The sequence below is a fragment of the Bacillus sp. FSL K6-3200 genome (genome assembly GCF_038630485.1).
GTDB classification, from domain to species: domain Bacteria; phylum Bacillota; class Bacilli; order Bacillales; family Bacillaceae; genus Bacillus; species Bacillus safensis.
Window position 1 is genome coordinate 460,622 of sequence record NZ_CP152032.1, and the last position, 26,239, is coordinate 486,860.

Sequence of the window (26,239 nt, forward strand, 5' to 3'; positions counted from 1 at the left end):
TATACTAAAGCGGCTCAATGTTCAAAAAATCGCCGAATATTAACGTCCAAAAGCCTCTGGCTTGATATACGCACTGCCTTCGCCTTCTTCCTGCGTTTGGGTATTATATGGAACAACCTTATACTCTGCATTTGAAAACACATTGGCATACGGCATTGTATAGCTGCCCACGCCTGTCACTGTGTCGATCAGCGTCTCACTACCATTTCTCTTTTCATAGATACGGTATTCAATGCGTTTATCCTCCTGATTGTCCCAAGACAGCTCTAATGTAAACAACCCTTTGATTTTAAACGCATAGCGGGCTTCAAATCCTGATAGTCCCTCTAAATGGATAGGCGACTCGAGCTCTTTTATTCCCTCTGGTTTTTCAAACGTTTCATTAGTGATTTGAGCTGTTGTTAAAATATCTTTAAACAGCTGCACTGGGTATTGACTGCCCCCAGTTAAATAGTGGCTGTTATCGGTTTTGTCATACCCCATCCAAATCGCACCCGTTGTACTAGGCGTATAGCCGGCAAACCAAGCATCCTTTGTTGCACCTTTCACACCCGAATATGTGGTGGTACCTGTTTTACCTGCTAAATCTCCAGCGTATGAACCGCTCTGGGCCGTCCCGCCTTTGACGACTTGCTGAAGCATTCTTGTCATATTCCAAGCATTCTGCACGCTAAACACTCGTTCTTGCTTACCACGATTCTTTTCTACCGTTTCTCCTTCATCATTGGTGATTTTCTGAATAAAGAAAGGCTTTTTATATACGCCTTCATTTGCAAATGTATGGAAGGCTCCAGCGATCTGTAATGGAGAAACTCCTTTTTCTAAACCGCCAAGCGCCATGGCTAGTCCTTTATCCGAGATATCTATCCCCATTTTCTCAAGATATGATTTCGACGTATCAATGCCCAGCTTGCTTAACGTCCACACCGCAGCAGTATTTTTACTTTTCATAAGGGCATCTACCATTGTGACACTTCCCTCATACTGCCCATCGTAATTCTTAGGTGAATAGCCGTCATAGCTTTTTTCTTTGTCTTCAAGCAATGAATAAGGTCTGAATTTTTTCTCCTGCATTGCCGGACCGTAAACCGCGATTGGCTTAAAAACAGATCCCGGCTGCCTAACAGCCGTCACCCTGTTATAACCTCTAGCCTGATATTCTCGTCCTCCGATGGCTGCTTTCACTCCACCAGACTCGTTATCAATAAATACGGCGCTGCCTTCCGGAGAACCGCTTTTTCCCGGGAAATAACGGTTGTTTTTCATCGCATCATATGCGGTTTTTTGCAGATTCATATCAATCGGAACTGTAATGGTATAGCCGCCTTGAAGCAATTGTTCATGTGAAATGGCATACTCTGACTCTGCTTCTTTAATGATGAGATCAACATAGCTGTCCACCCAAGGCGTTTCTGATTTCTTTTTCAAATGAATACCTAGTGTTCTCCCTTTTGCTTCTACTGTTTCTGTGGAAGACAAATATCCTTGTTCGTTCATTAAATTCAGGATGGTGTCCCGCCTTTGTTTATTTTTATCAGGGTGTAAAACAGGCGAGTAAGTAGATGGTGCCTTTGGCATTGCAGCGAGCGTGGCACCTTCGCTGACTGTTAAATCTTTGACATCCTTACTAAAGTAATAATTGGCTGCTGCCTGAATACCATAAACACCATGGCCGAAGTATAGCTGATTCAAATACATCTCAAGCAGCTTATCCTTTGAATAATCTCTTTCTAAGTTAATAGCAATAATGACTTCTTTTGTTTTTCGAAGAAAGGTTTTGTCATTTGTGAGAAAAATATTTTTTGCGAGCTGCTGAGTAATTGTACTGCCGCCCTCTACCTTGCCTCCTGCTAATATATCTCGATAAATTGCCCTTGAAATAGACTGTGCATCAATTCCGTGATGCTCATAAAAACGCTTGTCCTCGACAGCTACAAAAGCTTTCGCTACTTTATCAGGCACCTCTTTTAAGGACACAGGGTCCCGATTTTCTGAATACATGCTTGTGAGTTCTTTTCCATTCTGATCAATGATTTTGGAGGAAGCGTGAAATACAAGCTTCTTTTCATCTATGACATAATGTCCTAAAAATAAAATCGTCAGATAGCCAATAAATGAGAGTACGATTGTACTTCCTGCAATGACTAATGGAATGATTATCTTCTTTTTCTTCAAATTGGTCACCTCATTCCTTTATACGGATAGTATGGGATGTATTGCTTCATAATATGTTTTATGGATTGACTACCAAAGAATTATATATCATTCTTTTGTTATACTATCAAGCAGGAGGCGGTTTAGATGAATTTCTATATTACATATGGAACAGCAGATTTTTTGCATAAAATCGCAAAGAAACACCATCTGGAAAATCTGCTTTATATGGTCGGAAAAGAACAAGCAGCTCTTTTTCATGAAACGGAGGGTGAGACTGTATTTAAAGCCCCTCATGCCTATGATGTGATTTATGCGCAAGGCGAGCTTGTCCAATCTGGTTTCGTCACCTTGAATCATATCCCTGTTAAGCTTGAAAGCAGAGCACTGTTTGAATCCACCTTTCAGAAAAAGACGAACATCTCAGAACATCAGCGCGGCTTCCAGGCTCTTCGCGTTTTAAGACCTCAAAAAGATGAAGAAGTTTATTTGATTTTGACACTTTGGGAATCAGAGGACTTATTTCAAGACTTTCAAGAATCAGAAGCATTCTTTCAGCCACACGAGGATACAGGCTCCATTTTTTCTCGTCCAGCTTACCTCACATCCTACCATGCCGTCACAGACAATTAAGGAAGTGCTGCTCTCAGCACTTCTTTTTTTCATCAAAAAAAGCCCAATCGCTGGGCTCTTCATTTTATCCGCTTGATTTCAGCTCATACCGATGAATGATCGGCTGAAGCACATAGAAATTCAGCAATATCCAACCTAATAGGATCGGCCACTTCAACATAGGTGAAGCACCTTTCAATTGAATCAGCAGCACCAATAGCGGAATCAAGCAAATCATGAAAAAACTCATTTTTGAGACAAACGTTTCTCTAATTTGATGACGGCAGCTTGGACACATCATCATTTTCGTATGTGATAAATGAAACTTTTCGACGAAAGAAAATGTTTTTGAACAATTTGGACAGCTTCCCAACGCTACTCCTCCCTTTCCCTGCTTCATATTCAACTTCGACTTTTATGTAAAATGACCTTTTGATACTGACCACGAATCCTCTTCTGTTGAAAGATTCTAACAATTACCATACAATCAGTAAAAGAGCATGAAGGAGGTTTTCGATTCAATGACAATATCCACTTTACAAAAAAGCATCAATGAACGTCTTGATGAACATTATGAGGAAATGGTTGAAATTAGACGCCATCTCCATATGAATCCTGAACTTTCTTTTCAGGAAGAAGAAACAGCCGCTTTCATCGCCAACTACTATGATACATTACAAATACCTACGCGTACTCAGGTGGGCGGCCATGGTGTACTCGCATTTATTGAAGGAGCTTCTCCGGGGCCAACCATTGCCCTCAGAGCTGATTTTGATGCACTTCCCATCCACGATGAAAAGGATGTGCCTTACAAATCAACAAAGCCTGGTGTGATGCATGCGTGCGGTCACGATGGGCATACTGCGACACTTCTTGTATTAGCAAAAATCTTGCATATGCATCGTGATCAATTAAAAGGGAAGATCGTCCTCATTCATCAGCATGCGGAAGAATATGCTCCAGGCGGTGCAAAACCGATGATTGAAGACGGCTGTTTAGACGGTGTCGATGTGATATTTGGTACACACCTTTGGTCTTCAGAGCCTTGTGGCACGATTCTTTATAAAAGCGGGAACTTTATGGCAGCCGCTGATCGCTTCTCTATTCAAGTTCAAGGGAAAGGCGGACATGGCGCCCAGCCTCATTTAACAAAAGATGCCGTACTCATCGGTTCACAAATCGTCGCAAACCTGCAGCAAGTCGTTGCCCGTAAAATCAATCCGATTGATTCTGCAGTTGTCTCTGTTGGAGGTTTTGTAGCAGAGAATGCCTTTAACGTCATTGCAGATTCAGCTGTTTTAACTGGTACTGCACGATCCTTTGAAGAAAGTGCACGTCAAATGATTGAACGAGAAATTGAACAGGTGGTAAAAGGGGTATGCCAGATGCATGAAGCTGCCTACACATATGAATATGTGAGAGGATATCCAGCTGTCAAAAACCACCCGAAGCCGACTGAATATATTGCTGGCATCGCTAAACAGACAGAAGGTGTCACAGAGGTAAAAGAAGCAGAAACGCAAATGGGCGGAGAAGACTTTGCTTACTACCTTCAGCATGTCCCTGGTACCTTCTTCTACACAGGCGCCATGCCGGAAAACAGCAAAGACGTGTATCCTCATCATCATCCAAAGTTCGATATCAATGAAAAAGCAATGCCTGTCGCAGCAAAGGTACTCGCTAACGCCGTTCTTTCCTACAATGAATAAAAAAAAGCCGCTGTCCTCAGCGGCTTTTCTATTTCATTTCTTTCAATATTCGCAAGTGAAACACATGGCGTGCGACATCTCCGAGCTGTCCTGTCAGCTGATGATTCGCCACCCCGCCAACAGCGGCTCCGACGACCGGCATTAATTGAAACAGCTTCACAAGATCAATGTAATCTCGATACTCCTGCTGAAAGCTGTACCAATCCATTTCCTCGCGGCTCGTTTCCCAATCATCTATGATCTTCATCATTTTTTGACGATGTGCACTGCTGGAAAAGGCGAGTTGAAATATACAGAGCAAAAAGAGTCTTTCCTCCTTTTGAGATAAATCAAAGCCATATATACTTGCCAGCTCATAAAGGCATTTCATCTTTATACTCAGCAGCAGCGGAAAGTCTGCCATTCCGAGAAATAAACCGCCTGCACCTGTTCCAATCCCTTCGATGGCAGCCGCCTTTTGGTAATACTTCACTTTATCTTTTGCCAGTTCATTTCGTTCTACAATCGATAATTGTTCATCAATCACTGAAAATGAAGTGAAGTGTGATCCTGATACGGTGGATTCAACCATTGTTTTAATCGCACTTGTGATGACTTGATGAAACCTGGCAGGAATTCGGCGGTTCACCTGCTGCTGAACTCCTTTTGAAAACCGTTCGATCTTTGATGGTTTTCTTAAAAAACGTGTTTGAAAAAGAATGGCTTCTTCATACAACTCCCGTTCAGCTGCATTCATCCGGTCCCCTCCTTGATGTCATCATACGCTCGCTGTAAAAAACATATCTCCACTTATCTCATCTTTTTTAACCTGCTTTGTACGTAAGGCTTAAAGAGGACAAGCACAAACGCTAAAGAAATGAGAAGGGCCAGTCCGCTTCCCTGCCAGCCTCCTGCTGGAAGTACCGCACAGCTCAGCAAGATTGATTGAATGATCAGCACATTACGGACGAGAACAAAAAAGCTTCGATGCTTTTCTTTTTGAGAAACAGGATAAAGTGCCTGTAATGAAAGATGAGCAAAGTGCTTCGTTAACGGCACAAGCTGTACACCTGTGATAAATACTGTGAACAAGACAAGTAACGCACCCACCCAGCCTGCTGCACCTGTATACAAAATAATCAGGACAAACACGGCCGTTAATCTAAACACGAGACCGAAATAGTCATTTGAGCGTACAAACGCCCTCACATACATATAAGAAAAAGTTTTACGCTGATCGTAAGGAACAAACTTCATAATCCAGTCCATGTATGCTCTTCTTTTCACCTGTTTCTTTAAGTGAGGCACATCTGTAAATAAGTTTGCCAAACGATAAAAACGCTGCTTCCGTTTTAATTCATCAGAAATATGCATTTCCCATTGAAAGGGCTGTTTTTTCACTGCATTTGTTAAGTAGACGAGATAGACACCATAGATAAGATAAAAAACAATTGCAATCGCATAGGCTGCCTGTAAAACGGTGTAGATCAACATCACATTTAATAGAAAACGAAGAGCTGCATCGAGCCATCTTACGTGTTTCCCTTGAAAATAAGTGATTCTCCATTGTATGGCTGTATTAAGGCCCTTTATTAAGATCATTTGCGCCAGTATCAGCACATACCCCGTGATGCCTCCTGAAGACACCGCCGAATAAAGCGGAAGTGCGACAATGGATACAGCAATGAGAGGAAACAGCTGAGAAATGAAGCTGAAGTTAAAAGCTTGTTTTAAGTAAGGCTCCATCTTCCCTTCCAAAGGAAGCAAAAACACGAGATCGGCTTCTTTAATCAACGTACGTACGTATGAGCTTGTGAGTACCAATGAGAAAACAACTGCCATCACCCAGTAAGATGGGAAGTGAGCCGGAATATGTTTAAGCCAGCTGCTGTACCAGCTTGCTCCGCCTGCAAGGAAAAAAATGAGCACAATGACAAGATGATCGTTGAACATGTATTTTAAGTATTTTCTTGTTTCTTGTACGTGTTCCTCTAATCTTGATTTCCAAATGGTTTGTGTTGTTTTACTCATAGCTTTCTTCCTTTGTTAATTCCAAATAAAGATCATCGAGTGTCGCATCTCTCATATTGAACTGTTCTCTCAGCTCTGTCAGTGTTCCTTTCGCTCTGATTTCCCCTTCGTGCAAAATAATGAAGGAATCACAATAGCGCTCAGCTGTCGCCAAAATATGCGTTGACATCAGGACACTAGCGCCGCTTTTCTTCGCAGCATTCATCCGTTCAAGCAGTGCATTGATCGCAAGAGGATCAAGCCCTAAAAACGGTTCATCGATGATATACAGCTCTGGTTCAACAAGGAATGCACACATAATCATGACCTTCTGCTTCATTCCTTTTGAAAAATGAGCAGGGAACCATTTCAGCCGTTTCTCCATTCGAAATTCTTTCAGCAATGATGGCAGACGTTCGTCTAATTGTTCCTTTGATAGACCGTAAGCCATCGCGGTCAGCTCTAAATGCTCTTTTAACGTTAATTCTTCATATAAAACAGGTGTTTCAGGAATAAACGTAAATTGTGAACGATACGCCTCTTGGTCGTCTTGAAGGGTTCGTCCATTCAATTCAATGACACCTTTATGCGGTTTCATGAGCCCGATAATATGGCGGATGGTTGTACTTTTCCCCGCCCCGTTTAAGCCAATGAGACCGACGATTTGATTTCTTTCTAATTCAAATGAAATATTTTTTAGAACGGGATTCTTCGTATATCCACCCGTTACATCTTTTACAGTGAGAAGGGACATGAATTCGTTCCTTTCTTTCTTTTTTCCTTTATAGTAACAAAAACGAATGATAATTTGAAATGTTTACCTATAGACGAGTCATGAATAGAAAATACGCGCTTTGGTCATCATAATGTATGTAGAAGAAATGAACTTGATGACCAATAAGTAAATGAGGTGTTTGTTAAAGGCAAAGAACCGCATGACAAGTTGGTTTTTCATCTAAAAACCTTAGCTTCTGTTTTGCTTCACTGATTCTTGATTTTTGTGTCCTATACAATATGTATACGACAAACCAAAACGTCAAATGAGGTGTTTACGGCAGAAATAGCAGGCATATGAATTCTTTATTTCAGTAAATAGAGAATTCAAAAGGCATTCGAATGAAAGCATCAGCATTTCTTCTGCAGGAGCAGGATGAGCGACCAAAGGAGTTCGCTTGTCCTGTTTTCTTTTTTGCTTCTTTTTGTGATACGATAAAGGAAAAATAATGAGGAGTGACATGGCGTGAGCGACTGCATTTTTTGCAAGATCATTGATGGAGACATTCCATGTGCAAAAGTATATGAAGACGAGCATGTATTGGCTTTTCTTGATATCAGCCAAGTAACAAAAGGACATACCCTTGTAATCCCGAAAATACATAAAGAAAATATCTACGAGATGACACCAGAAGTATCTAACCACTACTTCCAAGCGATACCGAAAATTGCAAGGGCGATCAAACAGGAGTTTGAACCAATTGGGTTAAACCTCCTGAACAACAACGGTGAAAAAGCCGGACAATCCGTGTTCCATTACCATATGCATATCATTCCGCGCTACGGAAAAGGCGATGGCTTTGGTGCCGTATGGAAATCACATCAAGATCAATACACGTCAGAGGATTTAAAAGACATTTCTTCTGCTATTCACACACGGCTTACCTCATCTTAACAGATGAGGTTCAGCGTGTAGACAAACCCTCGCATTCGTTGTCAGCTCTGCGCGCTGAAAAGAAGACAAAGGGCTAAAATAAAGATCATTTTAGCCCTTTGTCAACAATCTGTACCTCATCTTAACAGATGAGGTATTTCTTATTTTTGCCCCTTTTCATTGCTTCCATCTCCTAATAGTAAGATATTTTGAACGATTCAAATTTTTTGTCCAAATGCTTCAAATTTGTGATAGGATGGTTTTATCTTTTGATCCATTAACGCGAGAAATAGGGAGAGATTGTGATGAAGCGAACGACGAATTTTAATGCTGGTCCGGCGGCACTGCCGCTAGAAGTGCTTCAAAAAGCACAGGAAGAACTTGTTGATTTTAAACAGACTGGGATGTCTGTGATGGAGCTTTCTCATCGCAGCGGTGAATATGAAGAAGTACACAATAAAGCAAAAGCGCTTTTGGTGGAACTGATGGACATTCCAGAAGATTATGAAGTCCTCTTTTTACAAGGCGGAGCTAGTCTTCAATTTGCGATGATTCCTATGAACTTTTTACATGAAGGCGAAACAGCTCATTTCATTCAAACAGGCGCTTGGTCTGAAAAAGCATTGTCAGAAGCAAAAGGGTTTGGTCAGACATCTGTGCTTGCTTCAAGTGAAGATGACAACTACTCGTATATTCCAGAAGTAGATGCTTCCGATTTAACAGATGGTGCTTACTTACACATCACATCGAACAATACGATCTTCGGCACTCAGTGGAAAACGTTCCCGAACACGTCACTCCCGCTCATTGCGGATATGTCCAGTGACATTCTCAGCAAGAAAATAGACGTTTCTTCATTTGATTTCATCTATGCCGGGGCACAAAAAAACCTAGGGCCTTCAGGTATCACGATTGTGATTGCGCGCAAACGTTTATTAGAGAAAGAGAAAAGCAGCACGCCAAAAATATTAAAATATTCAACACACGCAAAAGCCAATTCTCTTTACCATACACCACCGACTTTTGCGATTTATATGCTGTCACTTGTCCTTGAGCATGTCAAACATGCTGGCGGTGTAGAAGCAGCGGAAAAACGCAATGAACAAAAAGCAGGCATTCTCTATGATACAATTGATCAAAGCGGCGGTTTTTATCAAGGACATGCGCGTCCTGACAGCCGTTCGCATATGAATGTCACCTTTACTCTTCGCGATGATGCACTTACGTCATCCTTTGTGGAAAAAGCAAAGCAAGAGCAAATGGTTGGACTTTCCGGCCACCGTTCTGTTGGCGGATGCAGAGCATCTATTTACAATGCGGTCTCAATTGAAGACTGCCAAAAGCTTGCGGACTTTATGAAAAAGTTCCAGCAAGAAAATGAGTAAAAAGGCTTTTCTATAGAGAAATAAATTTGTTATAATAACGAGAAATATAAAGTCATGACTCTTGCAATAAATGATGAGCCATATTATTGGAGAGTCCTATAAGAGCTTAGCAGAGGAGAGCATAGAAATGAAAACAAAAGAATTAGTGATTATGTCATTGCTTGCAGCAATGGGAGCTGTTTTGCATACGATTTTCCCGCCCATCTTTTTCGGAATGAAACCTGATATGATGCTGGTCATGATGTTTTTAAGCATCATCCTTTTTCCAAAGGTACAGCATGTCGTCGTGATTGCGCTAGTGACTGGTGTCATTTCTGCATTAACAACGGGATTTCCAGGCGGACAAATTCCGAATATGATTGATAAGCCAGTAACAGCCTTTATCTTCCTAGCCCTTTTCTTATCTTGCTTGAAGATAAAGAACAAAGTGGTGCTGACCGCTGCGTTAACTGCGATTGGAACGATCGTATCCGGTGTGATTTTCCTATCTGCCGCTTTACTGATCACTGGACTGCCAGCTGCATTACCGGCACTTCTTGTGGGCGTGGTCCTGCCAGCAGCCGTGATTAATACCATTGCTATGGTATTTGTCTTCCCAATTGCTCAGTCCATTTTGAGACGTGCAAGAATGATAGAAGTTGCTTAACGAATAACCGAACCTCTTCATGATAGATGAAGAGGTTTTTTTCATGCTTTTATAAAAGAAAAAGGGTCAGCAGCAAAATGAGGAGCGAAATCCCTGCACCTGCCGCACACACAAGTGCTTTTTGCTTTAAGACATGTTTTGGCGGATAAGACCCTGCATACCCAAGCTGTCTTGCATAATGAATAGAACCAACTGTAAAAACGATGCCGATACACATAAAAACGAACAGAAAGACAGACAACCTTCTCCCCTCCCTTTTCTTCAAAAGTATGCTAAAATAAAGCAAGCTATGTATGGAAGTTCAATGAAGCTGATCGTCAGCTCAGAGAGAACATGCGAATGTGTAAAATTTGACTAGAGGTGATTTGAATGGCTAGTGGACGTTCTTTATTAACAGGATTATTTGTAGGCGGTCTCCTCGGAGGTGCGGCAGTGCTCCTGACGACTCCCTCTTCTGGCAGAGATGTGCGCGGAAAGATGAAAGATGGCTATGACAAATTCGAAGATACGCTGACAAAATTAAAAAGAGATGGACAAGCTTTAAAAGAGCAAATTGTGGAAACAGCAAAAGAAAGCGCAGAGGTGATTAAAGAAGTCGGGTCTGAATTGCAAACATCGATTCAGCAATGGTGCGAAGAAATCAAACCTCATCAACAGGACTTACAAAAGGAAATTCAGGAAATTGAGGAAAAGCTCAAACAACTGGAGAAAACCTTACAAAACTAATATACTCACAAAAAAATATTCGTTTACAAAAGTGTGCGGGGTGCGTATCCCGCACTTTTTTTGTTGAAAAAAGGTTATTTTGTCAATGTTTTTCATGACTTTTAAAAATTCTTGAATTTTCAGCTTTATTAATCTTTATTTTATTGGCATAATAGAATTACAAGAAAAAGAGAAGTAGGTGAAATGGATGAATCATTCGGAACAGCCTTTCGATGTAAAAGAAGCACTTTTATTCAGTCAAAGAATGGCCCAATTGAGCAAAGCTCTTTGGAAATCCATTGAAAAGGACTGGCAGCAGTGGATCAAACCGTATAACCTAAATATCAATGAACATCATATTTTGTGGATTGCGTATCAATTAAAAGGAGCTTCAATATCAGAAATTGCAAAGTTTGGCGTCATGCATGTATCAACGGCGTTTAACTTCTCCAAGAAACTGGAGGAACGAGGATTTTTAAAATTTTCTAAAAAGTTAAACGATAAACGCAATACGTATATTGAGCTAACGCCAAAAGGCGAAGAGACATTCCATAAACTACTCGAAGATTATGACCCGGCCCGAACTGGTATTGTCAAAGGCGCACAGCCGCTTCATGACATTTACGGAAAGTTCCCTGAGATTTTAGAAATGATGTGTATCATCCGAAACATTTATGGCGAGGATTTCATGGAGATTTTTGAGAAATCGTTTTCAAACATTGAGAAGGACTTTTTGAATGAGCGAGGAAAAGTAACGAAAAAGACTGAAGAACTTGAAGACTCAGCAGACGCAGCAGAAAAAGCGGCTAAAACAAATCAAATTGTTTAATGATCTTTATAAATTCATTCATTAGCGGCTGAAACAGCCCTTGATCATGCAAAGCAAATATCGTCTCATGAACATCCAGCTTTTCAATTAACTGTCCCGCAAAGAGCGCAAGGAGATCGTCAAACATGACGTAGCCTTGTGCTTTTTGCTTATCTATTTCCTCTGAAAGCTCAGCACAAATACGCTCAATTTCCTCTGCCTCTTCTTTCGATACACGCTGCCTGATCAATAACGCATAATATGGATAACGGCTCATATCGGCTGTCGTCAATAAAAGTTCCATATAATATTCAAGCTGGCTCATTCGTTCCTCAATACTCATGTACGTTCCCTCTTTCTCTTAGTCCTTCTATTTTAGCCGAAATTACTCATTGACGAAAGAGACGAACCTCCCCCTTCTGTTCTTTTTTCTTGAAAAACCCAAAGTTTCCTCTCTTTATTCCATTTGAAGGCAGCATTTTATTTTTTTTCACCAAAACCATTGATTTTTATCCTCAGGAAGAGTAAATTATCTTGAGATATTCAATTCGATTTTTAGATTGGAAGGATGAAAAATGAATTGTTGGAAGACCATTAATCTTGAAAAGGATTATGGTTATACGAGAATGATGATTTCAGCCATAAGTCTTGCTATCCTTTTTTTCATTATGGCATTTTTATGTTTTCAACTGACTCATCCTGAAACGAGGCTAAGCAGCCATAACGCACCGCTATTTGCCGTGCTCTTACTTGTGACATTGCTTGTCCACCGTGTGGTTCACCTGATCCCAGTGATGAAAAACAAGAAAAAAATGACGCTATTTATGAAACGAAATTGCTGGCAGCGCGTGCCTAAGAAAGTGATGCTCTTTTCACTTCTCAGCCCGTTTTGTGTCATCTCACCGGTTTACTTTGTGTTAGGCGTGGCGTTTCCCATGTACGCACACTATTTTATCATCATCGCAAGTATACATGCAGGCTATTGTTTGCCTGACTTTTTATTTGCATGGAAGCTGCTCAAAGCACCTAAATCCTGCATCATCGATCAAGCTCAAGACGAGTTTGATATTTTAGTTGACCAAACTTCCTCATCATGAGGTTTTTAAGCCAACTTCTATCTTTTTCATAAAAAATTTGGTAATGTAGTATGGGAATAGCATAGAGAGGGGGGATCTCCGATAGTTTTATTTTACTTCATCGTCTTTGCCGCGTTTATTGTGTATTCAATAAACAGGCTTACTAATACATTATGCCTTGTCAGAGAGATTCCTGAAGAACGGCAAGATAAGGTGTTTCGCTTTATCAATGTATCGATACTGATCTTACTTATCTCATCATTTGTTGAAATTACCATTTCTATTTAAGATCAAAGCAAAAGCTGCCAGTTTGAGGGCAGCTTTTTGTGTATATGTTAATTAGCAAATCCAAGATGCACCGATGATGATTAATAAGATGAATAATACGACGACTAGTGCAAAACCGCCTGCAAAGACTTCTCCTCCCATGTGAAAACACCTCCTGCCAGTTCTTCCTCTGTTCTAAGCTCAGTGTATGCAGAAAAATTAAAAACGTTTAGGCACCTGTCATCGTTTGAAAAAAGAACCGCCCTTACGCACGGCAGGACGGCTCCCTTCTGTCACAGCGATTTAATTAGTAAAGATATGCTGCACCAACGATGATCAGCAAAATGAATAGCACGACCAATAAAGCAAACCCATTAGAATATCCTGCTCCCATATAATTCAGCCTCCTTTTTGTGATCAATATATGTGTATGTCGCGCGCAATTTTTTGACTAGACGAATGCCCTTCCATTTGCATTTCTTTTTACAGCATGTCACAATATGTTATGATACAAGCAATGATAAATAAATTGGAAAGATTAGGAGTGTTTTTTGAATGAAAAAAATGGCTTTAGCAGCTGTAACAGCAGTAAGTGTTTTAACTCTTGGCGCATGCAGTAGCGGTGATAAAGATGTGATCGCAACAACAAAATCAGGAGATGTCACAAAAGGAGAACTTTATACAACTCTTAAGAAACAAGCAGGTGGAGATGCTCTAAATCTACTTGTTCAACAAAAGGTTCTTGCTGACAAATACAAAGTATCTGATAAAGAAATTGATAAGAAATTGGAAGAATATAAAAAGACACTTGGTGAAGATCGTTTAAAACAGCTTCAAGATGAATTCGGTAAAGATTACATCAAAGATCAAGTGAAATATGAGCTGCTGACTCAAAAGGCTGCCAAAGCTAACATCAAAATCACTGATAAAGAAGTAAAAGCATATTATGATGACCTTAAAGGGAAAATCCGCGCAAGCCACATTTTAGTAGCTGATAAGAAAACAGCTGACGAAGTGGAAAAGAAATTAGATAAAGGTGAAAAATGGGATGCCCTTGTCTCTGAATATTCAACTGATACAGCTTCAGCAGCACAAGGTGGCGATGTAGGCTGGTTCGCAAAAGAAGGCCAAATGGACGAGAACTTCAGCAAAGCTGCTTTCAAACTAAAAGTAAATGAAATCAGCAAGCCAGTGAAATCCCAATTCGGCTACCATATCATTAAAAAGACCGAAGAACGCGGTAAATACGATGACATGAAAGCAGACTTGAAAAAAGAACTGCTGGACCAAAAACAAGCAGACACAAATGAAATCCAAACCATCTTAAACAAATTGGTAAAAGATGCTGATGTGAAAGTAAAAGATAAAGAGCTTCAAAAAACGTTCAAAGAAAAATCTGAACAGCCTGCACAAAATCAGCAGACACAACAAAACCAGTAATCACAAAAAACCCCTCTGCCGTAATCGTGCAGAGGGGTTTTTGTATGACGAGATTAAGCAATCGAATGATCTTCATGTGCCGCAGTATCCTGTGATCTTTTCACCTGCTGATCCTGACGTCTGCGCTCTCTTTCCTGTTCCATTCGCTCGATAAAAATTTCTCCTTCCTTTTCAATAAAGGATTGATCAATTTCTTGCTCCTCTTTGGCTGTTGTCATTAATTTATACGCACAGAAAATAATGCCGATAATACATGCATACACCCACCACGGAAAAAACAACATTTTTTCATCGCCTCCTTTTCTTAAGGACATTCCTCTCTTCCTTTGTGTTACATGCTTATGCGAAAAGAAGACAAGTTATGAAAAAAAACGCCCGCATAAACGGACGTTTTGACATGATTATTCGTGATGGAAGGTTGGTTTATAAAACGAACGATTCTCAAGTGCAAAAATACGTTCTGTATATTCTCCTGGTTTCACATGCTCAAGCGCACGATCCATCATGTTCATTTTCGCATCTAAATTATCAATATAGTGGAGAATTTCAGCTTCTTTCACCATTGGTGGTTTCGGGCTGCCCCATTCTCCTTTTCCGTGATGACTCAGGACTAAGTGCTGTAAAATGAGAATTTCTTCTGAATCAATGCTAAGCTCTTCCGCAGCTTTCGCAATTTCTGTCACCATAATGGAAATGTGGCCAATTAAATTGCCTTCCACTGTATACGTGGTGGAGACTGGACCCGATAGCTCTTTGACTTTCCCTAAATCATGAAGAATAATGCCTGAATATAAAAGGTCTCGATCTAGTGATGGATATAGGTCAACAATGGATTTTGCTAAATGCAGCATGGACACCACATGATAGGCGAGTCCAGAGACAAATTCGTGATGATTTTTTGTCGCTGCTGGATAATCAGCAAATTCCTGTCCGTATTTTTTCAGCAAATGCCTTGTAACGCGCTGAATATTAGGGTTTTTCATATCAAAGATATATTGCATAATCGTATCCATCATATCGTGTTTTGGAATAGGAGCTGTTTCGAGAAAGTCATCAATTCGAATTTGCTCGTTTTCAGCAACAGGGCGTATATTCCTAAGCTTCAGCTGATTCCTCCCGCGATAATGATGAATGTCGCCTACTACCTTCACGATGGTTTGCGGGCCATAGGTGATTTCATCATTCTGCTTTGCATCCCATAGTTTCGCCTCAATATCTCCACTTTGATCTTGAAGAATGAGCGTTAAAAATGGTTTGCCATTACTTGCAATCCCTTTAGTAGATGATTTAATTAATAAATGCAGGTCAACTTGTTCGCCGACATCATAGGTCATGATCCCTTTAGCCATTCAATAAAAGCTCCTTCCATGTTTCTGCTCATATAAGTATAACATAAGTCATTATTTGTCAATCATTCAACTGCTAAACTCGTAATCTGTCCATGTTCTGCTGCCTTCGCCATATGCTGATGACAGGTGAAATAAAACAGCTGTGTTTCAAAACGCGTGAGTTCATTCATCAGCTCCAGCACTCTTCCTAGACGAACATGATCAAAATGAACGAAGCTGTCATCCATCATAAACGGAAGCTGACATTCCTGCTGATGAGACAAGGCGAGTGCAAAACGAATGGCCAGATAGACTTGTTCACATGTTGCCTGTGAGAGCTCCTCTGGGCGGAATATTCGTCCATCCATCCTTTTCACGATCAGCCGGTCATCCTCGGGTGAAAATAAAATGGCTTCATATCGATCATTCGTTAACGGCTGAATAAAGCGGGAGGCTGTTTGCAGCAGAGCTGGCAGCCTTTTTTCTTTATGTTCATTCAATTTTTCTCGAATGACGGAGCGAACAAGCTGAATTGCCGCCCATTTTTTCGCAAGGTGCTTTGCCTGCTCCTGCTCAGCTGCAAGCTGATGAGTCAAATCAGACACCGTACCCGAAGCTTCTATTTGCCGGATTTCCACTGCTCGTTCTGCCAGGCGTTTTTCCATATTCGCCGCATTCAATTGTAAGTTATTCAAGTGCTGCTTCGCTTCCGCACACTCCTCTTCAAGAAAACGCAATCCTTTGCGAACAATCGATTCTTCCTCATTAAAACAGCCGCTTCTATGAAGTTCTTGATTCAGCTGCTGCAAATGGGAAAGCCGTTCCCGATATTCTTTCGATAGATGAGAAAGAATTTGGTAATCTTTTTTGGACTCTGCCTCTACTTGACGAAAAAGCGCGTCCATTTGTTTTTCGTAATAGTGAATTTCCCCTTCTAGCGTCGTGAGCTGCTGCTTCACATGTTGAATCGATACATCCAATGTCTGACGTTCTTTTTCTCTTTTCGCTTCATCTTTCAATATCTCTTGAAAGGCCGAGATATGCTCTTGAATGGTGCCTTCCTTTCGTTGAAGAAGACTGCTTAACGCTTCCACTCTGTGCTCATAGTTGGATTGCTGGCCGGCAAGCTCGTCTATTTCCCGGCTAAGCTCCTCATATCCCGCTGTATTCGTTTTTAATTGCTTTAGGATAAGAAAGGCTTCTACTAGGAAAGAAAGCTCTGAGGACAAGCCCAGCTGTCTTTTCTTTTCCTCTACTTGCTGCTGGACAGGTTCCAGCTCCTTCTCCCAGTCTTCATATTGCCGGATGATCCTTTCGTACAAAAGCTCCTTCTGCCTCACAAGCGTTTCAGCTGAAGCTTCCTGTACTTGGAAGGAATCGAATGTTCCCCCGCCGCTTCCCTGTTTCACCTGTGTCGATTTCAAAAATGGGTAAATAGCAAAGAAGACAAAAACAGAAAATCCCGCAAATAAGAAAGTAACCCACCACTCTGTTAAAAAGAAGAGGACAAGCAGAAATGCAGCATCGAACATCACCATCACAGGAAATAACCACGCCCGGGAATGAGCCTGTTTCTCTTTTGCTCTTGTCCCCCAAGTTTCCACTGTACTATGTGGTTTGGCCTGCTGTTCTTTTAACCCTTTTAAAGCGGTTTCCGCTTCTTCCAGCTCATGTCTTGCATGATCAAACCGGTCATCCAGCTGTGCCTTTCTGTCCATTAAACGAACGTATTGGCTGACAGCCTCCTTTAATTCCCACTCAAATTCAAGGGAGTCGTCGATCTCATCGAGCTTGATTGAACGCTGCCACTTCAGCTTCGCTGCGGCTTCGTCCATTTTTTGTTTCAATGAATCACGTTCTGCTTTACATTCTGCTAAGCGATTTTTGACAAGTTCAGCATGAGATGATTCATCAACGACACGCTTCATCTCCAGTAACGTATCCTTGTCATGAAGCGGTTGAATTTGGGCCAGCGAGGTTTGCATATGATCTAATTTTTGCTTTAGTGCAGCCATTTGAGCCTTTTTCGGGTGAAGGTGTGATTCTAATTTATCCAATTCATGCTCTGTTTCTGCTTTAAAGCGTTTGACTCGTTCTGGATAACGGGCTAATTCTTTTTTTAACTCCATCTTCTTCTCTATCATGGGATAAAGTTGAATGTGTTCAGTTAACTGCTGAATCTGTTCTTCTGTCTGCTTCATTTCCTTTTGAAGCGCTGCGATAGTCTCTATTAATTCAGAATGCTCCCGTTTTTTTTCTGTATAACGGCCTTCTGCCAATCTAGCTTGTTTCAGCTGGCCTTTGAGCTCTTTTAAACGATCAAGCTGCTGGTTTAATTCCGGCTTACGTCCATTTGGTTTAAACAGCTGCTCCTGCTGCTTAAGCAGCCTGCTATCCATCTTGGAAGCCGCATCTGAGCCAAATAAACTTGAGAAAAGGAGGAATTCACCGATTTGATCTTCGTTTAAGGCTTGGACATTTTGCAGTCCAAACACATCAAATGAATAGATTGATTGAAATAATCTGCGATCCGTTCCCTTTAAAAGAGTGCGTAGAAATGCTTCGTCTTTCACTTCACCATTTGGTAAAAACACCTGTGCTTGACCGCCTCGATCAGACGATCTCTCAATGTGAATGACACCTAACTCCTCATCTAAGCAAGTGAGGGACCCACCATAGAAAGATCCTTGTTTCGGCTTGTACATCTTATTTTTAGATAAACCAAATAACATCGACTCAATAAACGCCTTCAATGTCGTTTTCCCCGATTCATTCAGGCCGTAAACAAGCTGAAAACCGTCATCAGAAAAGTGAAAGGTTCGATTTGAAAATTTCCCGAAATTCGCTATATGGAGTGAACGTATTTTCATCATACCTCTCCTTTTCTCATAATTGTTTCAGCTGTTCCGTCAGCAGCCTTTGTGCTTCTTCTTTTATATCCAATTCATCCTCTTGTGTGAGCGCTTTTCCTGACTTCCTGTAGGTTGGGTGACGCTTGATCGGTGAAAGCAGCTCTTCATATGACTCAAACTGAGCAATTTCTGCCGTTAGTTCCTTCAAAAAGGAATCTTCTGGATAGATCACTTCCTCGTTTGTTCGGCAGTCAATTGATATCACCCAAACAAACACATCTTCATCTTCCTCTTGTTCATGAAAAACAGTCATCAGCTCCTCGAGGGCCTCAAGCTGCGTATGCTCAAGATAAGAAGGCGCATCACCAGTCAATTCAATTCTCACAAAATGAGGAATACCGTCCTCTTTCAGTTCATTGATTTTGCTTTCCACAAGTGTGACAAGGTCCGTCATATGAGCCGTTTCTGTGATGTCTATTGCCAGTTTCTCAAAGATGATATCTGCACAGCTAATAAAATCCGCTGCCCGTGAATCTTCGGAGAGTTGAATCAAATAACAGCCTTTTTCTCCCGTTTCTTTTATATGTCTGCCCTGGACATTACCAGGGTAAATAATATATGGGTCTTCATGCAGAAGGGCTCTTTTATGTATATGTCCGAGCGCCCAATAATCGAAATCCCGCGCTATAAGCTGCTGAAGCTGAAATGGGGCATATGCATCATGTCCTTCTTGTCCGGCTAATGTGCCGTGAAGCATCGCAATGTGATAGGCAGCATCTGTCGTTTTGACATAATGAGATGTCATATTTTCATAGACAGCCCGCTCTTTGTAGCTAAACCCATAAATACTCGCGACAAGCTGATCCCCTCGATAATAGGAGAGCTCACTTGGTGTACTGCTCGTAAAGACATGTACATTCTCGGGCCACTCAATCGGTGTCCATTCACCGCCTAAATGATCATGATTCCCATAAATAATAAAGACTTCAATCCCGTGTGTTTGCAGTCTTACAAACTGGTTTCTTAAAAACAGCTGTGCTTTCAAGCTGCGATTGGATTCATCAAATAAATCTCCGCTCAGCAGCACAAAGTCTACTGCCCGCTCAACGGCGAGATCAAAGATGTTCTTAGCACTTTGAAATGTACTTTCTTTGAGCCGCTTAAATATGGAACTAGGTATAGTCGACATTCCTGCAAATGGGCTGTCTAAATGTAAATCTGCGGCATGAATAAAGGTGAGCTTAGTCAAACGTCTATCTCCTTGTCCGATACTGTCATTGTCCATATTTTATCATGCCATTTTTACGAATGCACGTTCTATCACTCTCATTCTAAAAAACACATTTTTAAGGGCTAAAAAAGAGGTTTTGACTTATTCCATGTTTAATTACATTAAAAAAGAGAGGAAAGGAAGATGAGGCATGGAGAAGACATACTTTTTAACCGTATTTGACCGGTCGGGTGAGACTTTATTAAATGAAAAAATCACAGCGGATAGTGACGAGAAAGCAAAGGAATTAGGACGTCATCGCTTAATGGAACAGCAATACACAAAGCATTCTCATCGACTCGTTGATCAAGCAGGCAAGCTGCTTTTATTTGAACGTTAAAAAAGCCGGCTTTTGCCGGCCTCATGTTCATTTATGCTTTTTGAAAGACTGGTCGTCTTTTATCTAAAAAGGCCTGTATACCTTCCTTGTGATCATGACTTTTTCTCAGTCTTGCCTGTGCTGCTCTCTCTTTTTGAAGAACTGATAAGAGCTTTGATTCTGACTGCTGGAAATAGATCATCTTTGTTTCGATAAAGGCTTGAAGCGGCATGTTCATAAACGGCTTCACACACACTTTTTGGTACGTATCGACCTCATCCTGAAACACCCCGTCTGCAAGGCGCAGCTTTAACGCTTCTTCAGCTGGCAGCTTTTGTCCGCTCCAAATCAATTGTTTAGCGGTTTGCTCACTGACTCTTTTTGTGAGGAAAAAATGCCCCCCGCCATCTGGTATTAATCCTACTCCATTAAAATTCATGGCGAGTTTTGCATCCTGATGCATAAACAAGTAGTCACAGCTTAGGGCAAAGCTAAAAGCGAGGCCTGCTGCTGACCCGTGGACAAGCGCAATCGTCACTTTTTTCATACCAGCTAGAGAAAGTGTAATTCCCTCGATCAAATCCATCACACGATGAAAATCTTCTTCACTTTCCTGCTTGAGCATCATCCCAATATCTCCGCCTGCTGAAAATCCTTTTCCCGCTCCCTTGATGACAACGACTTTTGCGCTGCTTTCCTCCGCTGCATCACATGCTTCTTTGAATTCAGTAAACATGTCCACATGAAACGAATTATAAGCTTCAGGCCTATTGAAAACGATTTCAAAAACATCCCCGTCTAACTGACAATTGATATATGTCATCATCCATCCCCCTTTTCTTTAAAAGCTCATAACTTACTTCCATTTCCATCAAGTAAAACCTTTTTCTCTAAATAAAAAATTTCAAGATCAATTGATACTAAAATAAGCATAATGATTGAAACAAGAAATATATTTTTATATAGTAAAAAAAGAAAGAAAATAAATTTGAAAGGAGGAGGATGATTGATCAGATGTTCCATCATGATATTGGTTAGCTTCATCGTCATGTTTTCTCCTTTTTCAAATGTCGTTTTTGCTTCACAGGCTGAAGCGAGCACACCTAGTCTTATTTCTCCATCCATCTATGATGAAGAAATCAATGCTGTGAAGACACCATCATTTTCAAAAAAACATGCCTCATCCATTCTGTTGAAGGACAGATTATCAATGGCGGATTCTAAAGCTTTTCTGTTAAAGCCTGCCCCATCAGCTGCATTATCCATTGATCTATGTTTTTTGGAAATGAAGTGTGCAATCCCCGTTATGTATCAATCTAATTACCTCTACTGATTCATTTTATTTCATCCGTATGACTATATGAAAAACACAACCTATCAAATTCGGAGGGATAAAATGAACATTAAAGAGAATGATCTTCCTGGGATCGGAAAGAAATTTGAAATTGAAACGAGAAATAGAGAAAAGATGACGATTGTGATTCATGATGATGGCAGACGGGAAATTTATCGTTTTGACGATGATGATCCAGATGAAGTGCTGTCTACCATTTCTCTCGATGATGCTGAATCCCGGCAAATCGCTGCTATTATCGGCGGTATGGTGTATAAACCTCAGGCATTAGAAACCATTGAAATGGCCTTCAATGACTTGATTATTGAATGGTTTAAGGTGGAAAAAGGTGCAAAAGCGGTTGGACATACACTCGGTGATTTAGATGTGAGACAAAATTATGAAGTGACCGTGATTGCGATCATTAAGCATACAAATGAAAAATTACTCAACCCTGGTGCCGATTCGATTATTCAAGCAAATGATACGATGGTCATTTCAGGCGAAAGAAAACACTTGAAGCGATTGGTACGTGATTTTCTTTCTAGAGGGGGAGAGTGATGAATGGATCATTTAGTCTTTGAAGTTGGGACGGCGCTTATTCTTATCGCCATCGCCAGCTTAATCGCCAATAAAATTAAATTTTCTATCATCCCTTTTCTCATTGTCCTCGGAATGATTGTTGGGCCGCATGCTCCAACCATCGGGATCATTGATTTGAAATTTATCGAAAGCACAGAGATTATTTCGTTTTTTGGCAGAATGGGCGTCCTGTTCCTTCTTTTCTATCTTGGACTTGAGTTCTCTGTCGGAAAGCTCATTAAATCGGGTAAATCCATTGCAGTCGGCGGATCTATTTATATTTTGATCAACTTCAGCTTAGGATTGCTCTACGGTTTTATCACAGGGTTTGGATTCCTTGAGGTTCTCATTATGGCAGGGGTGATCACCATTTCATCCAGCGCCATTGTGGCCAAAGTCCTTGTCGATTTGAAACGGACGGCGAATCCTGAAACAGAGTTAATTCTAGGGATTATTATGTTTGAGGATATTTTCCTTGCCGTTTATTTATCCGTCGTATCAGGTCTTGTCCTTGGAGATGCCACTACTGTTGGCGGTGCCTTATTATCAATTTTAATCGCTTTTGGTTATATGATGCTTTTCTTTATCATTGCGCGGAAGCTGCCAAAACTATTAAACAAGTTGTTTGATATCCGTTCGAACGAAGTGTTCATCATTGTGATTTTTGCGGCTTTGTTCTTTGTCGCTGGTTTCTCAGAAACGATTCATGTAGCAGAGGCTATTGGGGCTCTCTTACTTGGTCTTGTTTTCTCAGAAACAGAGCACTCTGACCGCATCGAGCATCTCGTGGTGCCGTTTAGAGATTTCTTTGGAGCGATGTTCTTTTTCAGCTTTGGTCTCAGTATCGATCCATTTACATTAGGTGATGCCTTCTGGCTTGCAATCGGCGCTGTGATTCTTACCTTAATTGGAAACTTCACTGCAGGAATGTTTGCTGGACGGAGAGCTGGATTTTCTCATAAAGCCTCTTCTAATATTGGATTAACCATCGTATCGAGAGGAGAGTTTTCAATCATTGTTGCCGAACTTGGCATTGCGGGCGGACTTGCCGCTACTTTGAAGCCCTTTGCTGCATTGTATGTCTTAATCCTTGCGATCTTAGGACCGCTCGTAACGAAAGAATCTAAGAAAATCTATCAAATCCTAAACAAAATCTTCAAATGGAAACCTGATAAACCAAAAGTAAAAAAAGAAACGACGATCTAATGAAAAAGGGCCCTATGCTTGGGCCCTTTTTTATGTGTTATTCAAATTGCTGAAATGCTGTTTCTTGTTTGACTGGCGCTTCCTCGACCCCGCGAATGGTTTGAATCACTTTCTGGTTGCGGTAAATCGATAGTTTTAAATTGGTCGCCGCTGTTCCGTGAGAATGATCAAGATTCGTGAATGTAAAGAAATGATTTGAGCGCTTGTCTTGGAACACAAGTCTGAAATCGTCTGTCACTTTAAAATGTTCGTCACTTTCCCATTCAATCAAAGATTCATATGCGCTAAACCATTCAGGAATATTCGGTGTGTACCCTGTAGCTAATACGGCATGATCTGCTGTTATGCTTTTTTCTTTCTTCAGCTGCCACTGTCTGAGGTGCAGCTCCAAAGGCTGATGCTCTCCTATTTGAATCGCTTCAAGCTCGGTCATTGGCTGAATGAGCACAGATGGCTCCTCACCTGAAACGGAGCGATGATACAGCTCCTGATAAATGCGCGAAAGCGTTGATGCATCTATGCCATTTCTTAATCCTGTCAGCCTAGGCAATGTGTTCATACGTTCTTCATAAGGAAGCGAATGAAAATACTCGACATACTTTGGTGTGAAAAGTTCTTGGCCAAGTTCTGCCGTCTCCAGCTCTCTAAATTCACTAGAACGCGTAAACCATGAAAGCTGCTGTCCTTTCTTTTGATGCTGAAGCAGATCTAAGAAAATTTCAGCTGCACTCTGCCCTGAGCCGATCACCGCCACCGACTCAGCTTCGTGAAGTGATTTCTGCTGATCTAAATAACGGCTGCTATGGGTCACATATGGACGTGCTGCTTCAGGCACATCGACTGGAATCATTGGTTTGCTTCCTGTGCCTAACACGACATGCTTTGCACGATACTCAGAAAGCGATCCATCGTTCAGCCGTCTGACTTTCACAAGGTAGCCATCTTGGCAGTCCGTCACTTCTTCTACCTTCATCCCGAACTGACAGCTGTCTAATTCTCCTGCCACCCATGATAAATACTCATTAAATTCTCTCCGCGGGATATCAAACTGCTCAAATGTATAGAACCGGTGAAGTCTATTTGATTCATGTAAATAATTTAAAAATGTATACCTGCTCCTTGGATTCGCCATTGTGACAAGGTCTGCTAAAAAGGAAACTTGCAAATCCGTTCCTTTGATCAGCATACCAGGATGCCAAGCAAACTCAGACTCTTGTTCAAAAAAACAGCATGAGACATCCTCATACTCCTCTAACAAAGCGGCCAACCCTAAATTGGCGGGCCCAATCCCAATTCCGATCACATCTATCATATGTACACCTGCTTTAACTTTTTATCACTTATATACCCTTTTACAAATGAAAAAAACACTGCGTCATCGCAGTGTTTAAACGTGAGAAACAAATAATGATTCAAGGAATTGAATTTTCTCTTCTGTATAGTGTTCATACCGGTCATTATACGATTTTGGATCTTTTGGATTGGCATACTGCGTAATTTTTCCTGACCGTGGATCAATGAATTTACTTGCTGCACCGCACCCAATGCCAATGATTGTCTGTACTTCTTCCATGATAATGATATTATACAAGCTTTCCTGTCCATCTAATGAATACCCGACATTTTCGAGATTTCCCAAAATATTTTTTTGTCTATATAAATAATAAGGGTGATATTGATGTGCTTTCGTCCAAGTGACCGCTTCATCCATCATACGTGTGATTTCTTCTCGGTCTGCTACTTGGTATTTCTCCTTATTGCGCGTCATTTCAGATGCTCTTTTAAAGGAGAGTGTATGCACAGTCAAAGATTCAGGCTTGAGCTCTTCAGTCTGCTGCAAGGAGTGTTGAAATTCTTTGAGCCCTTCTCCCGGCAATCCAATGATTAAATCCATATTGATATTATTCATGCCGTACTGTCTTGATAAGTGATACTTTTCAATCGTTTCTTCCACACTATGATGCCGGCCAATAGCCTTTAGTGTTTCATTCTCATACGATTGCGGGTTAATGCTAATCCGGTCAATATTGTAGCGGTTTAGCACCTCTAGCTTATCAGGTGAAATCGTATCAGGACGACCTGCTTCGACAGTCACTTCCCGTATATGCTTCACATCAGGGAACGAGCGGTACATTTCTTCATACAGCACATCCATTTCTTCCGCTGTGATGCTCGTTGGCGTGCCTCCGCCAAAGTAAACGGTCGTCACTTTGATCCCGTGTTCTTTTAGCCATGCGCCCATTTTTTGCATTTCATAATGCAGACCAAACAAAAACGTTCCCACTCTACCAGCTTGTCCTTTAATGGCGTAAGCAGGGAACGTGCAATAAGCACATTTTGTGGGGCAGAAAGGAATGCCAATATAAATACTCACTTCCTGCTGAAGGTCATACAGATCTGGAATGGCTTTAAGCTGACGATCGACAATCTCCTGCATCAAATTGATTTTTTCATCATGAATCAAGTAATCACGCTTTAATGCAGCATGTGCATCTTCCTTTGACATGCCTTCTCTCAGCATCTTATGAAGCAATTTCGTAGGACGTATTCCTGTGAGAATCCCCCACTTTTGTGTCATTCCTGTGTGCTCCTGAAGCAAGTGTAAATAAACAGACAGCACTGTGTTTTTGATTTGCTTCCAGCGCTCCTTATCGTTCAAGCTCTCTGGGACATCCCGCGAAAAACGACTGGTGATGTCTGATCCATCGATATGACCAGATGCTTCCACCATTCCATTTTCTTCTTTCCAACTAAATTCCATGACCAAACCATCATCCAATTCACCTGGATCAAACATCACTTCACTATCTTCTTCAAATAAATTGGCTATATTGACAAGCGGGCGATGAAATCGTTCATCTGACAGCCCTTTAATTAAAATTCGCATCATATCACCTTTATCTTCAAACT

30 protein-coding genes are annotated in these 26,239 nt (G+C 41.1%); 14 read left to right on the forward strand and 16 right to left on the reverse strand.

The genetic code is table 11. The annotated features are described in order from the left end of the window. Nucleotides 1-39 precede the first annotated feature (39 nt). Entirely contained in the window at nt 40-2,184 is a 2,145-nt protein-coding gene (locus MHI60_RS02405) for a PBP1A family penicillin-binding protein (protein ID WP_342502667.1), read from the reverse strand. Nucleotides 2,185-2,301: 117 nt separating this feature from the next. Here MHI60_RS02405 and MHI60_RS02410 point away from each other — a divergent pair, with 117 nt between their 5' ends. Beyond that, nucleotides 2,302-2,787, forward strand: coding sequence for an antibiotic biosynthesis monooxygenase (locus MHI60_RS02410; protein WP_144485586.1), 486 nt, complete (start codon nt 2,302-2,304; stop codon nt 2,785-2,787). A gap of 64 nt (nt 2,788-2,851) precedes the next feature. On the opposite strand, the gene MHI60_RS02415 is transcribed toward MHI60_RS02410, so the two are convergent. Next, complete coding sequence (locus MHI60_RS02415; RefSeq protein WP_223250951.1) at nt 2,852-3,004, reverse strand: hypothetical protein; 153 nt, start codon at nt 3,002-3,004, stop codon at nt 2,852-2,854. A gap of 283 nt (nt 3,005-3,287) precedes the next feature. Here MHI60_RS02415 and MHI60_RS02420 point away from each other — a divergent pair, with 283 nt between their 5' ends. Continuing rightward, entirely contained in the window at nt 3,288-4,475 is a 1,188-nt protein-coding gene (locus MHI60_RS02420; RefSeq protein ID WP_144485588.1) for a M20 family metallopeptidase, read from the forward strand. Between the two features lie 28 nt (nt 4,476-4,503). On the opposite strand, the gene MHI60_RS02425 is transcribed toward MHI60_RS02420, so the two are convergent. The 3 genes from MHI60_RS02425 to MHI60_RS02435 are packed head-to-tail and all read right to left on the reverse strand — an operon-like array spanning nt 4,504 to nt 7,218. Further along, on the reverse strand, nt 4,504-5,211 hold the full coding sequence (locus MHI60_RS02425) for an EcsC family protein (RefSeq protein ID WP_144470067.1): 708 nt from the start codon (nt 5,209-5,211) through the stop codon (nt 4,504-4,506). Nucleotides 5,212-5,264: 53 nt separating this feature from the next. Further along, nucleotides 5,265-6,485: an ABC transporter permease gene (locus tag MHI60_RS02430; RefSeq protein WP_144485590.1), complete on the reverse strand. Its 1,221-nt coding sequence runs from the start codon at nt 6,483-6,485 to the stop codon at nt 5,265-5,267. Further along, nucleotides 6,478-7,218: an ABC transporter ATP-binding protein gene (locus MHI60_RS02435; protein WP_034624026.1), complete on the reverse strand. Its 741-nt coding sequence runs from the start codon at nt 7,216-7,218 to the stop codon at nt 6,478-6,480. The genes MHI60_RS02430 and MHI60_RS02435 overlap by 8 nt, the downstream gene beginning before the upstream one ends. Nucleotides 7,219-7,704: 486 nt before the next feature. Here MHI60_RS02435 and MHI60_RS02440 point away from each other — a divergent pair, with 486 nt between their 5' ends. The 3 genes from MHI60_RS02440 (at nt 7,705) to MHI60_RS02450 (ending at nt 10,143) form a co-directional block, all read left to right on the forward strand. Beyond that, nucleotides 7,705-8,133, forward strand: a complete 429-nt coding sequence (locus MHI60_RS02440) for an HIT family protein (protein ID WP_024425457.1) — start codon at nt 7,705-7,707, stop codon at nt 8,131-8,133. A 284-nt stretch (nt 8,134-8,417) separates the two neighbouring features. Next, nucleotides 8,418-9,497: a 3-phosphoserine/phosphohydroxythreonine transaminase gene (serC, locus tag MHI60_RS02445; protein WP_144485592.1), complete on the forward strand. Its 1,080-nt coding sequence runs from the start codon at nt 8,418-8,420 to the stop codon at nt 9,495-9,497. A 127-nt stretch (nt 9,498-9,624) separates the two neighbouring features. Then, nucleotides 9,625-10,143: a tryptophan transporter gene (locus MHI60_RS02450; RefSeq protein ID WP_095408118.1), complete on the forward strand. Its 519-nt coding sequence runs from the start codon at nt 9,625-9,627 to the stop codon at nt 10,141-10,143. Nucleotides 10,144-10,192: 49 nt separating this feature from the next. Here the strand turns inward: MHI60_RS02450 and MHI60_RS02455 are convergent, their stop codons facing one another. After that, the gene (locus tag MHI60_RS02455; protein ID WP_041117013.1) at nt 10,193-10,384 is read right to left on the reverse strand and encodes a hypothetical protein; all 192 of its coding nucleotides are present in this window, start codon (nt 10,382-10,384) and stop codon (nt 10,193-10,195) included. A gap of 128 nt (nt 10,385-10,512) precedes the next feature. Here MHI60_RS02455 and MHI60_RS02460 point away from each other — a divergent pair, with 128 nt between their 5' ends. Both MHI60_RS02460 and MHI60_RS02465 read left to right on the forward strand, forming a co-directional pair. Beyond that, the gene (locus MHI60_RS02460; RefSeq protein ID WP_144485594.1) at nt 10,513-10,869 is read left to right on the forward strand and encodes a YtxH domain-containing protein; all 357 of its coding nucleotides are present in this window, start codon (nt 10,513-10,515) and stop codon (nt 10,867-10,869) included. A gap of 187 nt (nt 10,870-11,056) precedes the next feature. Beyond that, entirely contained in the window at nt 11,057-11,677 is a 621-nt protein-coding gene (locus tag MHI60_RS02465) for an HTH-type transcriptional regulator Hpr (RefSeq protein ID WP_095408117.1), read from the forward strand. On the opposite strand, the gene MHI60_RS02470 is transcribed toward MHI60_RS02465, so the two are convergent. Continuing rightward, nucleotides 11,655-11,999 (reverse strand): YhaI family protein, encoded by a 345-nt coding sequence (locus tag MHI60_RS02470; RefSeq protein WP_144485596.1) that lies wholly within the window; start codon nt 11,997-11,999, stop codon nt 11,655-11,657. The two genes, MHI60_RS02465 and MHI60_RS02470, sit on opposite strands and share 23 nt — an antisense overlap. A gap of 232 nt (nt 12,000-12,231) precedes the next feature. On the opposite strand from MHI60_RS02470, the gene MHI60_RS02475 reads away from it, so the two are divergent. Both MHI60_RS02475 and MHI60_RS02480 read left to right on the forward strand, forming a co-directional pair. Further along, nucleotides 12,232-12,753, forward strand: coding sequence for a DUF3267 domain-containing protein (locus MHI60_RS02475; RefSeq protein ID WP_039177576.1), 522 nt, complete (start codon nt 12,232-12,234; stop codon nt 12,751-12,753). 81 nt (nt 12,754-12,834) lie between these two features. Further along, nucleotides 12,835-13,020 (forward strand): hypothetical protein, encoded by a 186-nt coding sequence (locus MHI60_RS02480; RefSeq protein WP_072368131.1) that lies wholly within the window; start codon nt 12,835-12,837, stop codon nt 13,018-13,020. Between the two features lie 51 nt (nt 13,021-13,071). On the opposite strand, the gene MHI60_RS02485 is transcribed toward MHI60_RS02480, so the two are convergent. Next, the gene (locus MHI60_RS02485; RefSeq protein ID WP_017360317.1) at nt 13,072-13,161 is read right to left on the reverse strand and encodes a YjcZ family sporulation protein; all 90 of its coding nucleotides are present in this window, start codon (nt 13,159-13,161) and stop codon (nt 13,072-13,074) included. Between the two features lie 145 nt (nt 13,162-13,306). Further along, nucleotides 13,307-13,393: a YjcZ family sporulation protein gene (locus MHI60_RS02490; RefSeq protein ID WP_008361129.1), complete on the reverse strand. Its 87-nt coding sequence runs from the start codon at nt 13,391-13,393 to the stop codon at nt 13,307-13,309. Nucleotides 13,394-13,554: 161 nt separating this feature from the next. On the opposite strand from MHI60_RS02490, the gene MHI60_RS02495 reads away from it, so the two are divergent. Further along, nucleotides 13,555-14,439 carry a peptidylprolyl isomerase gene (locus MHI60_RS02495; protein ID WP_144485598.1) on the forward strand — a complete coding sequence of 295 codons (885 nt, stop codon included), beginning with the start codon at nt 13,555-13,557 and terminating at the stop codon, nt 14,437-14,439. 53 nt (nt 14,440-14,492) lie between these two features. On the opposite strand, the gene MHI60_RS02500 is transcribed toward MHI60_RS02495, so the two are convergent. The 4 genes from MHI60_RS02500 to MHI60_RS02515 form a co-directional block, all read right to left on the reverse strand. Then, nucleotides 14,493-14,723: a sporulation YhaL family protein gene (locus MHI60_RS02500; protein ID WP_041089925.1), complete on the reverse strand. Its 231-nt coding sequence runs from the start codon at nt 14,721-14,723 to the stop codon at nt 14,493-14,495. 117 nt (nt 14,724-14,840) lie between these two features. Continuing rightward, nucleotides 14,841-15,788, reverse strand: a complete 948-nt coding sequence (gene yhaM, locus MHI60_RS02505) for a 3'-5' exoribonuclease YhaM (RefSeq protein ID WP_024425447.1) — start codon at nt 15,786-15,788, stop codon at nt 14,841-14,843. Nucleotides 15,789-15,850: 62 nt separating this feature from the next. Then, nucleotides 15,851-18,637 (reverse strand): AAA family ATPase, encoded by a 2,787-nt coding sequence (locus MHI60_RS02510; protein WP_144485600.1) that lies wholly within the window; start codon nt 18,635-18,637, stop codon nt 15,851-15,853. Nucleotides 18,638-18,653: 16 nt separating this feature from the next. Next, entirely contained in the window at nt 18,654-19,868 is a 1,215-nt protein-coding gene (locus tag MHI60_RS02515; protein ID WP_144485602.1) for a DNA repair exonuclease, read from the reverse strand. A gap of 172 nt (nt 19,869-20,040) precedes the next feature. On the opposite strand from MHI60_RS02515, the gene MHI60_RS02520 reads away from it, so the two are divergent. Next, nucleotides 20,041-20,229, forward strand: a complete 189-nt coding sequence (locus MHI60_RS02520; protein ID WP_041117003.1) for a YhzD family protein — start codon at nt 20,041-20,043, stop codon at nt 20,227-20,229. Nucleotides 20,230-20,260: 31 nt separating this feature from the next. Here MHI60_RS02520 and MHI60_RS02525 read toward each other — a convergent pair whose 3' ends face one another. Next, complete coding sequence (locus MHI60_RS02525; protein WP_095408112.1) at nt 20,261-21,034, reverse strand: enoyl-CoA hydratase; 774 nt, start codon at nt 21,032-21,034, stop codon at nt 20,261-20,263. Nucleotides 21,035-21,214: 180 nt separating this feature from the next. Between MHI60_RS02525 and MHI60_RS02530 the strand changes: the two genes are divergently transcribed. From MHI60_RS02530 to MHI60_RS02540, 3 genes are all read left to right on the forward strand, one after another. Then, the gene (locus MHI60_RS02530; RefSeq protein WP_238409470.1) at nt 21,215-21,541 is read left to right on the forward strand and encodes a potassium:proton antiporter; all 327 of its coding nucleotides are present in this window, start codon (nt 21,215-21,217) and stop codon (nt 21,539-21,541) included. 63 nt (nt 21,542-21,604) lie between these two features. Continuing rightward, on the forward strand, nt 21,605-22,102 hold the full coding sequence (locus MHI60_RS02535) for a cation:proton antiporter regulatory subunit (protein WP_024425442.1): 498 nt from the start codon (nt 21,605-21,607) through the stop codon (nt 22,100-22,102). 3 nt (nt 22,103-22,105) lie between these two features. Next, nucleotides 22,106-23,329 carry a cation:proton antiporter gene (locus MHI60_RS02540; RefSeq protein WP_095408109.1) on the forward strand — a complete coding sequence of 408 codons (1,224 nt, stop codon included), beginning with the start codon at nt 22,106-22,108 and terminating at the stop codon, nt 23,327-23,329. Nucleotides 23,330-23,366: 37 nt separating this feature from the next. On the opposite strand, the gene MHI60_RS02545 is transcribed toward MHI60_RS02540, so the two are convergent. Together MHI60_RS02545 and MHI60_RS02550 are read right to left on the reverse strand one after the other, a co-directional pair. Beyond that, a complete protein-coding gene (locus MHI60_RS02545) occupies nt 23,367-24,641 on the reverse strand; it encodes a SidA/IucD/PvdA family monooxygenase (RefSeq protein WP_144485604.1) in 1,275 nt (424 codons plus the stop codon). 75 nt (nt 24,642-24,716) lie between these two features. Continuing rightward, nucleotides 24,717-26,216 carry a coproporphyrinogen III oxidase gene (locus MHI60_RS02550; RefSeq protein WP_144485666.1) on the reverse strand — a complete coding sequence of 500 codons (1,500 nt, stop codon included), beginning with the start codon at nt 26,214-26,216 and terminating at the stop codon, nt 24,717-24,719. Nucleotides 26,217-26,239 lie beyond the last annotated feature (23 nt).

Excerpts from the sequence above, each read along its gene's own strand:
- MHI60_RS02410 (WP_144485586.1), top strand. The coding sequence starts at position 2,302 with ATGAATTTCTATATTACATATGGAACAGCAGATTTTTTGCATAAAATC.
- MHI60_RS02415 (WP_223250951.1), bottom strand. The coding sequence starts at position 3,004 with ATGATTTGCTTGATTCCGCTATTGGTGCTGCTGATTCAATTGAAAGGT.
- MHI60_RS02420 (WP_144485588.1), top strand. The coding sequence starts at position 3,288 with ATGACAATATCCACTTTACAAAAAAGCATCAATGAACGTCTTGATGAA.
- MHI60_RS02425 (WP_144470067.1), bottom strand. The coding sequence starts at position 5,211 with ATGAATGCAGCTGAACGGGAGTTGTATGAAGAAGCCATTCTTTTTCAA.
- MHI60_RS02430 (WP_144485590.1), bottom strand. The coding sequence starts at position 6,485 with ATGAGTAAAACAACACAAACCATTTGGAAATCAAGATTAGAGGAACAC.
- MHI60_RS02435 (WP_034624026.1), bottom strand. The coding sequence starts at position 7,218 with ATGTCCCTTCTCACTGTAAAAGATGTAACGGGTGGATATACGAAGAAT.
- serC (WP_144485592.1), top strand. The coding sequence starts at position 8,418 with ATGAAGCGAACGACGAATTTTAATGCTGGTCCGGCGGCACTGCCGCTA.
- MHI60_RS02450 (WP_095408118.1), top strand. The coding sequence starts at position 9,625 with ATGAAAACAAAAGAATTAGTGATTATGTCATTGCTTGCAGCAATGGGA.
- MHI60_RS02460 (WP_144485594.1), top strand. The coding sequence starts at position 10,513 with ATGGCTAGTGGACGTTCTTTATTAACAGGATTATTTGTAGGCGGTCTC.
- MHI60_RS02465 (WP_095408117.1), top strand. The coding sequence starts at position 11,057 with ATGAATCATTCGGAACAGCCTTTCGATGTAAAAGAAGCACTTTTATTC.
- MHI60_RS02470 (WP_144485596.1), bottom strand. The coding sequence starts at position 11,999 with ATGAGTATTGAGGAACGAATGAGCCAGCTTGAATATTATATGGAACTT.
- MHI60_RS02475 (WP_039177576.1), top strand. The coding sequence starts at position 12,232 with ATGAATTGTTGGAAGACCATTAATCTTGAAAAGGATTATGGTTATACG.
- MHI60_RS02485 (WP_017360317.1), bottom strand. The coding sequence starts at position 13,161 with ATGGGAGGAGAAGTCTTTGCAGGCGGTTTTGCACTAGTCGTCGTATTA.
- MHI60_RS02490 (WP_008361129.1), bottom strand. The coding sequence starts at position 13,393 with ATGGGAGCAGGATATTCTAATGGGTTTGCTTTATTGGTCGTGCTATTC.
- MHI60_RS02495 (WP_144485598.1), top strand. The coding sequence starts at position 13,555 with ATGAAAAAAATGGCTTTAGCAGCTGTAACAGCAGTAAGTGTTTTAACT.
- MHI60_RS02500 (WP_041089925.1), bottom strand. The coding sequence starts at position 14,723 with ATGTTGTTTTTTCCGTGGTGGGTGTATGCATGTATTATCGGCATTATT.
- yhaM (WP_024425447.1), bottom strand. The coding sequence starts at position 15,788 with ATGGCTAAAGGGATCATGACCTATGATGTCGGCGAACAAGTTGACCTG.
- MHI60_RS02510 (WP_144485600.1), bottom strand. The coding sequence starts at position 18,637 with ATGAAAATACGTTCACTCCATATAGCGAATTTCGGGAAATTTTCAAAT.
- MHI60_RS02520 (WP_041117003.1), top strand. The coding sequence starts at position 20,041 with ATGGAGAAGACATACTTTTTAACCGTATTTGACCGGTCGGGTGAGACT.
- MHI60_RS02525 (WP_095408112.1), bottom strand. The coding sequence starts at position 21,034 with ATGATGACATATATCAATTGTCAGTTAGACGGGGATGTTTTTGAAATC.
- MHI60_RS02535 (WP_024425442.1), top strand. The coding sequence starts at position 21,605 with ATGAACATTAAAGAGAATGATCTTCCTGGGATCGGAAAGAAATTTGAA.
- MHI60_RS02540 (WP_095408109.1), top strand. The coding sequence starts at position 22,106 with ATGGATCATTTAGTCTTTGAAGTTGGGACGGCGCTTATTCTTATCGCC.
- MHI60_RS02545 (WP_144485604.1), bottom strand. The coding sequence starts at position 24,641 with ATGATAGATGTGATCGGAATTGGGATTGGGCCCGCCAATTTAGGGTTG.
- MHI60_RS02550 (WP_144485666.1), bottom strand. The coding sequence starts at position 26,216 with ATGCGAATTTTAATTAAAGGGCTGTCAGATGAACGATTTCATCGCCCG.